This is a genomic window from Kitasatospora xanthocidica (assembly GCF_014656195.1).
Classification (GTDB): Bacteria; Actinomycetota; Actinomycetes; order Streptomycetales; family Streptomycetaceae; genus Kitasatospora; species Kitasatospora xanthocidica.
In genome coordinates this window covers 24,600-32,320 of sequence record NZ_BNBY01000002.1, presented here as the reverse complement: position 1 = coordinate 32,320, position 7,721 = coordinate 24,600, and the positions used below count along the sequence as shown (strand labels likewise).

Genomic DNA, 7,721 nt, shown 5'->3' with positions numbered 1-7,721 from the left:
GCCGCCGGTGAGGACCTTGGCGCCCTCGGCCTGGCCTATCTCGAAGTAGGAGAGGATCTTCTTCAGCTGCTCGACGCTGGCCTGGGCGCCGACCTGGGTCTCGGTGTCCAGCGGGTCGCCCTGGCGCATCGCGCGCACCCGCTCCAGGCCGTCGGCGAGCAGCCGCTCGTAGATCGAGGACTCGATCAGCGCGCGGCTGGGGCAGGTGCAGACCTCGCCCTGGTTGAGGGCGAACATCGCGAAGCCCTCCACCGCCTTGTCGTAGAAGGCGTCCGAGGCGGCGGCGACGTCCCCGAAGAACACGTTGGGGCTCTTGCCGCCGAGCTCCAGGGTGACCGGGATCAGGTTGTCGGCCGCCGCGCGGGCGATCAGCCGGCCGGTCGAGGTCTCGCCGGTGAAGGCGAGCTTGCGGATCCGCGGGCTGGCGGACAGCGGCGCGCCGGCCTCCTCGCCGAAGCCGGTGACGATGTTGAGCACGCCGGGCGGCAGCAGGTCGGCGGTCAGCTCGGCGAGCAGCAGCACCGAGGCCGGGGTCTGCTCGGCGGGCTTGAGCACCACCGCGTTGCCGGCCGCCAGCGCCGGGGCGAGCTTCCAGACCGCCATCAGGATCGGGAAGTTCCACGGGATGATCTGGCCGACCACGCCCAGCGGCTCGTGGAAGTGGTACGCGACGGTGTCCTCGTCCAGCTGGGAGAGGCTGCCCTCCTGGGCGCGCAGCGCACCGGCGAAGTAGCGCAGGTGGTCGACGGCGAGCGGGAGGTCGGCGGCCAGCGTCTCGCGGACCGGCTTGCCGTTCTCCCAGCTCTCCGCGACGGCCAGCTGCTCCAGGTTGGCCTCCATCCGGTCGGCGATCCGCAGCAGCACCTGCGCCCGCTCGGCGGCCGGGGTGCGGCCCCAGGCCGGGGCGGCGGCGTGGGCCGCGTCCAGGGCGGCCTCGATGTCCTCGGCGGTGCCCCGGGCGACCTCGGTGAACACCTCGCCGGTGACCGGGGTCGGGTCGCCGAAGTACTCGCCGCGCACCGGCGGCGTCCAACCGCCACCGATCCAGTGCTCGTACCGGGAGCGGTAGGCGACGATGCTGCCGGGCGTGCCGGGGGGCTGGTAGACCGTCATGCTCTGGTGTCTCCTCGCGACGTCGGGCGCCGCCCGGGCCGTACGGCCGGAGCAGCGCGCCGGGCCGCCCGGTCGGGGCGGCCCGGCGGGAGGGGCAGGACACGCACATGGGCCGGACGCCCGCTGGGGGCGCCCGCCGTCGAGCACCCTAACCGCCGGGCGCGCGCCGCGGCTACGGTCCGTACGAGGGTTCGTACGGAGGGTGCGCGTTCCGGCCGTTCTCACGGGTGCGGGCCCGGGTGCGGGGCCGAGCGCGGGCGCGGACACGGGCGCGGGGCACGGGCGGAGGGGGTGCGGCGGCGGTCGGGTGGGGGCGTGACCCGGCGCGGGGGGCGGTGGACCGGCGCGGGGCGGCCCGCCCGCGCGGGGGCGGGCGCGCGGGCGTGGCCCTCGCCGCGGGCGCGGTCGGCTTCGCCGGCCGGCTGCCCCGGTCGGCGTGCGGCGGCCGGTGTTCGACGGCCGGGCGGGCGTCAGACCGCGTGGTACCGACCGGTGCGGGCCTCCCAGCTGAGGTAGCCCGCCAGCCAGGTGAGCAGCCCGTCCGCGTACCGCTGGGCGATCGTGCGCTCGATCCGGGACAGGCCCAACTCGCGGTAGACGTCGGGGAGGCGGTCGCGCAGCTCGGCGCAGCGCTCGACCATCAGCTGCGCCTCCGCGATGACCGCCGAGCAGGCCTCCTCGGCCGAGCAGTGGCGCTCGCGCTGGACGATCATGACGAGGTTGTTCACGTCCCCGCGCGGCGCCTCCAGCGGGTAGGACCGCACGTCGTTGCTGAGCGACGGTATGTCGGCCGCCAGCTGGCGGAGTTGACGCAGCACCGGGTGGTGGAGGACGGCGGCGGGGACCTCGAACTGGCCGATCCGCTCGACCATGTCGAAGATCGTCTCCATCGCCGCGGTGCCCCGTCTGAGTTCCAGGTAGCCGTCCCGGTCCGGGGGGCGGGCGGAGATCCGGCCGGCCGCCTCGGCGGGGTGACTGGCCAGGTAGTACTCCCAGTTGTACGCGGCGCGGGCCTGCCAGCGGGCGGGCATGCCGCGCACGCTGCGGTTCCAGAGGTCGGCGAAGGCGGTCTCGACCGCGGAGCCCTGGTCGGGGCGGGCGCCGTGCAGTACGGCGATCAGGCGTTCGCAGATCGGCGCCACTTCCGAGGGACGGCGGCCGAGCGGGCCGTCGAACTGGTCGTCGAAGAGGAAGTAGAAGCCCATCAGGTCGGCGGCCAGGGCGAGTTCGTCCGGTCCGGCGTCCGGGTAGCCGAGCGCGGCGAGGTCCACCACCTCCCAGTGCGCGTAGCCGGGGCGGTCGGCGTCGGGGAGCAGCGGGTGGCGGACCAGCCAGGCGCGGTGCAGCGCGGTGGCGTGCGCGCCGTGGGGACTGCGGCGGTGCGGGAACGGGATCTGAAGTGAGGTGTCGTCAGACATCGGACTCCCGGTGCAGCGGAGGGTGGGGGCGCTTGTGGTTCGAACACTGAGGGTGTGGGGAGTTGACGCGGCGAGATGTGGATGATGAGGGTGGGGGGCGCAAGATCATCTGAGCCTCGCGGGCCGTAGGGTATCTGATGCAATGATCGGACGTTAGGGATATAGGGCAATTGCCCTTGGCAAGCCGTCCAAACCCTCACCGTCTGCCCCAGCCTGCACGAATGCCGCACGGTGAGGCCCACGCGGCGCTACCCTCGGCTCCACGCAGTGATGGAGCTGTGACGGGTTCGGGCGAGGCGGAGGCGCGACGGTGACCGAGCAGGAGAACGAACTTCGGACCGGAGCCGGTTCCGGTCGGGACGGCGACGGCACCGCGCCCCGGGTCCGACTGCGCGACCGTGACGCCGAACTGCGCTCGGTGGAGGCCGCCGTCGACCGGCTCTGCCGCGACTTCGCCGCCGGCGGCACCGAGATCGGCGACCTGCTCGCCTTCTCCGGCCGCCCCGGCATCGGCAAGACCACCCTGCTGCACGAGGTCCGACGGATCGCCAAACTGCGCGAGGGCGCCACCGTGCTGTTCGCCCGAGGCGGCGAACGGCAGTTCAAGGAGCCCTACCACGTGCTGCGCCAGCTGCTCCAGCCGGTGCTCAGCCACCTGCGGCCGGACGAGTTCCGGCAGGTCATGGGCACCTGGGAGGAGGTCGTCGGACCGGCCATGGGCCTCAAGCAGCCCAAGGCCGGCGCCCGCCGCCTCGACCCGCAGGGCGTGCGGGACGGCCTCGACTACGTCCTCACCCAGCTCGCACCCCGCCGCGCCCCGATGGTGATGATCGTCGACGACCTGCACTGGGCCGACGCGGAATCCCTGTCCTGGCTCACCAAGTTCGCCGTCCGCTCCGGCGAACTGCCCGTCCTGCTCGTCTTCGCCTTCCGCGAGGACGAGAACGACTGGCCGACCGAGACCCACGACTTCCGCCGGGACCTCGTCGGCCTCAAGGGCCGCAAGCACGAACTCAACCGGCTCAACCTCAACTCCGTCACCGACATGATCCGCGCCGAACTCGGCGACAAGGCCGAGGACGCCTTCTGCTACGAGTTCTGGAACGTCGTCAACGGCAACCCCTTCGAGGCCGGCCGCCTGCTCGACCAGGTCCGTGACCAGGAGCTCGAACCGGTCGAGGAGAACTCCCGGCAACTGCGCGAACTCGCCGTCGACGCCACCGGGATGACCCTCAAGAGCTGGCTGGACCAGCTCGGTGCCGCCACCCTGCGGTTCGCCTGGGCCTGCGCCATGCTGGGCACCGACATCCGGATCGACCTCGCCACCCGGATCTCCACCCAGAGCACCGAGGGCGCCCGCGACTCCATCAAGCAGCTGCGCAAGCAGCGCGTGCTCACCCAGTCGCCCAACGGGAACCTCGAGTTCGTCCACCCGCTGATCGCCAGCTCGATCTACAACACCATGCCGGACGCCACCCGCCTGGGCATGCACGGCATCGCCGCCGTCGAGATCGAGAACGCCGGACTCGGCCTGCTCGCCGCCTCCCGCCACCTGGTCGAGACCCACTCCGGCGAGGGCGACGACCGGATCGTCAAGAAGCTGCGCCGCGCCGCCGTCGAGCACCAGCTGATCGGCGCCCCCGAGGCCGCCCAGCGCTGCCTCAACCGCGCGCTCAACGAGCCGCCCGCCGACGAGATCAAGGCCGAGGTGCTGTACGAACTCGGCTACTCCGCCCTGCTGACCGACCCCGTCGCCACCGTCAACCAGCTCAAGCTCGCCCTCGACCCCGACGAGGTGCCGCTCCGCCCCGAACTGCGGGTGGACGCCACCTTCCGGCTGTCCGAGGTGCTCGCGCACAGCGGCGAGCTGCGCCAGGCCGCGCTGGTCTGCCAGGAGGAGGCGGGGCAGACCGCCGACCCGGCCGGGCGGCAACGGCTCCAGGCCGCCTCGTTCATGTGGCACGCCTTCCGCAAGTCCGAGGAGGACGGCTGCGGCCGCTCCGCCCGGCTCGCCGAGATGTGCGACCGGCTGACCGGCCGGGAGGCCGCCGACCGGGCCGTGCTCGCCATGCGGGCCTGGGACCTCACCCTGCGCGGCGCCCCCTCCGCCGAGGCGCTCGCGCTCGCCGACGAGGTCCTCGACGGCGGCCGGCTGCCCAAGGGCCTCGGCTGGACCGACACCACCTGGGGCTTCGAACTGCCCTCGATGCTCTGCCTGACGTACATCTACAACGACCGCGTCGCCCAGGCCGAACGGCTGGCCGCCGACGCCATCATCCAGTTCGAGATCGCGGGCTGGAGCGGTGCCCACCGGGGCTTCGCGTACTTCCTGATGGGGCTGGCCCGGTTCCGCCGCGGCCTGCTCGCCGAGGCGGAGGACTTCCTGCGCCGGGCGTTCCGCATCTCCGAGCGGATCGGGCGCAAGCTGCCGCTGGCCTGGGACGCCGTCGGCGTGCTGGTGGACACCCTGATCGCCCGCGGCCGGGTCGAGGAGGCCTGGGAGTTCGCCAACGACTTCGGCTTCCACCCGCCGTACCACGCGACCGCCATGGTGCTGCCCGACGCGGCCTCGCTGTACGGCAAGCTGCTGGTCGCCAAGAACCGGTACGCGGGCGCCGCCGCCGCGCTCACCGAGGCGGGCGCCCAGCTGGAGGTCCGCGGCTGGCGCAACACCGTCTGGGCGCCCTGGGCCGGCCACCTCGCCATCGCGATCGCGGACGACGAGCCGGAGCGCGCCCGCGAGTACGCCCAGACGGCCGTCCGGGACGCGCGGACCTTCGGCACCGCCTCGGCGATCGGCAGCGCGCTGCGGCTCCAGGCACAGGTCGAGGACGGCCAGCAGGCGGTCGACCTGCTGGAGCAGGCCGTGACGTACCTCGGGCAGTCCCCGGCCGGCTACGAGCACGCCGTCGCGCTGGTCGACCTCGGCGCCGCGCTGCGCCGGGTCGGACGGCTGGAGGACGCCCAGGAGTACCTGTACCAGGGCATCGAACTGGCCCAGCACTGCTCGGCGGAGGGGCTGGTCGACCAGGCGCGGCGGGAGCTCGCCAACTACGGGCTGCGGCCCAACCGGCTGGGCCTGCGCGACTTCGGGGACACCCTGGACACGCTCAGCGGGCCGGAACTGGAGGTCGCCCAGCGGGCGGTGCAGGGCCTGCCGCCGCAGCGGATCGCCGAGGAGCTCGGGCTGCACATCGGCCTGGTCAACCGGCGGCTGGCCGCGGTCTACCGCAAGGCGGGCAGCGGGCCGGACGGGCTGGCCTCGGCGCTCGGACTGCCGCCGCAGCAGCGGGAGGCGACCCGGCCTGGGGCGGAGGACGAGGAGTAGGGGAGCAGGAGCGGGCGGCCCCGCGCGGACGGTGGCGGTCGGTCAGAGCGGCCGTCGCCCACGGGCGGCCCGTACCCACGGGCGGCGGGTGCCCACGGGCGGCGGGTGCCGACGGCGGCGCACGCTGGCGCGGTTACGCCCCCGCCGACGCCGCCCTCGCTAGGCTGACGGACACGGGGGGCTGCCGTGGTGCCCCTCCCGACGGACCAGGAAGCGGGCGGTCGCGGTGCGCCGCGGCCGACAGTGAGGAGCAGGCCATGGCGAGCGAGGCCACCAGCGTTCGGCACGAACCCCTCGACCCCTCGGGAGCGGGGGCCGCGATCGGGCGCTGGACGCTCACGGCCGGCCCGTACGAGGCGAGCGTGCTCACCCTCGGCGCCACCCTGCACACCCTGAGCGCGCCGGACCGTTCCGGCCGCTCCGCCCAACTGCTGCTGGCCTCCGACGAGTTGTCCCAGATCCTCGGCCCGGCCCGGCACTACGGCACGGTGGTGGGCCGGTACGCCAACCGGATCGACCACTCCTCGGTCACCATCGACGGCGAGGAGCACCGGCTCGCCCCGACCGGCGCCGGCATGACCATCCACGGCGGGCCGGACGGCTTCGCGCAGCGGATGTGGGCGGCCGAGCCCGTCGAGGGCGGGGTGCGGCTGCGGCTGCACAGCCCGGACGGGGACCAGGGCTTCCCCGGCGCGCTCGACGTCACCGTCGACTACACCCTGGACGCCTCCGGCGAGCTGGTGATCCACTACCGCGCGGTGAGCAGCAAGCCGACCGTCGTCAACCTGACCAACCACGCGTACATCAACCTCGCGGGTGAAGGCAGCGGCGACGTGCTCGGCCACCTGCTCACCCTGGACGCCGACGAGTACACCCCGGCCGACGAGCGGCAGATCCCGTACGGGCGGACCGAACCGGTGGCCGGCACGCCGTTCGACTTCACGGTGGCCACCCCGATCGGCAAGTCGGTGCACGACCCGCACCCGCAGCTGGCCGGGCCGGGCGGCTACGACCACAACTGGGTGCTGCGCCCCCGCCCGGCGGACGGCGCCCCGGCGCGGGCGGCGCTGCTGGAGGACCCGGCCAGCGGCCGCACCCTGGAGGTGCTGACCACCGAGCCGGGCATCCAGGTCTACACGGCGAACAAGTTCCAGGGCGCGGTCACCGGCGCGAGCGGCGTCCCGTACGGGCCGTTCGCCGGGATCGCGCTGGAGACCCAGCACTTCCCGGACTCCCCGAACCACCCGGCGTTCCCGAGCACCGTGCTGCGGCCGGGCGAGGAGTTCCGCTCGACGACCGTGCTGCGGCTGGGGACCAACTAGCGGGTCCGGCGGCTCAGGGCCGGAGGTCCCGGCGCATGCAGAGCCGGGGCCAGCGGTCCAGGCCGTGCTCGGCCTCCTTGCGGCGGATCTCGCGCAGGCCCGTGGTGGTCTCGGCGTCGGACAGCGGACGGAAGCCGCAGCGCGCGTAGTAGGGGGCGTTCCAGGGCACCTCGGCGAAGGTGGTGAGGGTGAGCGCCGGGGCGTCGGTGGTCCGGGCGAGGTGCTCGATCAGCGCCCGGCCGATGCCGCGGCGGGCGTGGTCGGGGTGGACGGAGACCTGCTCGATGTGGAGTGCGCCGTCCACCGGCTCGGCCAGCAGGTAGGCGGCGATCGTGCCGTCGGGGGCTTCGGCGGCGAGGGCGAGGCCGTGGTCGAGGTAGTGCGCCAGCTCCTCCGGGGCCGGGGGGTCGTCCTCGGCGATCTCCGGCATGCCGATCGCGGCGAAGGGGGCGCCGGCGGCCCCTTCCAGCTCGGTGAGCAGCGGAAGTTCGTCCCTGGTGACGGCTCTGATGCGCATGGGTCCAGTGTGCGGGAGGTGGC

At 73.9% G+C, this 7,721-nt stretch carries 5 protein-coding genes; 2 read left to right on the top strand and 3 right to left on the bottom strand.

Annotated features, from left to right (window positions below):
• Window positions 1-1,113 (bottom strand): aldehyde dehydrogenase family protein (locus tag IE332_RS03540; protein ID WP_229928275.1); only part of this gene is annotated, 1,113 nt, incomplete at its 3' end.
• Between the two features lie 470 nt (window positions 1,114-1,583).
• Window positions 1,584-2,531, bottom strand: a complete 948-nt coding sequence (locus IE332_RS03535) for a terpene synthase family protein (protein WP_189913597.1) — start codon at window positions 2,529-2,531, stop codon at window positions 1,584-1,586.
• Between the two features lie 310 nt (window positions 2,532-2,841).
• Here IE332_RS03535 and IE332_RS03530 point away from each other — a divergent pair, with 310 nt between their 5' ends.
• Together IE332_RS03530 and IE332_RS03525 are read left to right on the top strand one after the other, a co-directional pair.
• Window positions 2,842-5,859: an ATP-binding protein gene (locus IE332_RS03530; protein WP_189913596.1), complete on the top strand. Its 3,018-nt coding sequence runs from the start codon at window positions 2,842-2,844 to the stop codon at window positions 5,857-5,859.
• Between the two features lie 257 nt (window positions 5,860-6,116).
• Entirely contained in the window at window positions 6,117-7,181 is a 1,065-nt protein-coding gene (locus IE332_RS03525; RefSeq protein ID WP_189913595.1) for an aldose epimerase family protein, read from the top strand.
• A gap of 13 nt (window positions 7,182-7,194) precedes the next feature.
• Here the strand turns inward: IE332_RS03525 and IE332_RS03520 are convergent, their stop codons facing one another.
• Window positions 7,195-7,698 carry a GNAT family N-acetyltransferase gene (locus IE332_RS03520; RefSeq protein ID WP_189913594.1) on the bottom strand — a complete coding sequence of 168 codons (504 nt, stop codon included), beginning with the start codon at window positions 7,696-7,698 and terminating at the stop codon, window positions 7,195-7,197.
• Window positions 7,699-7,721: the final 23 nt, after the last annotated feature.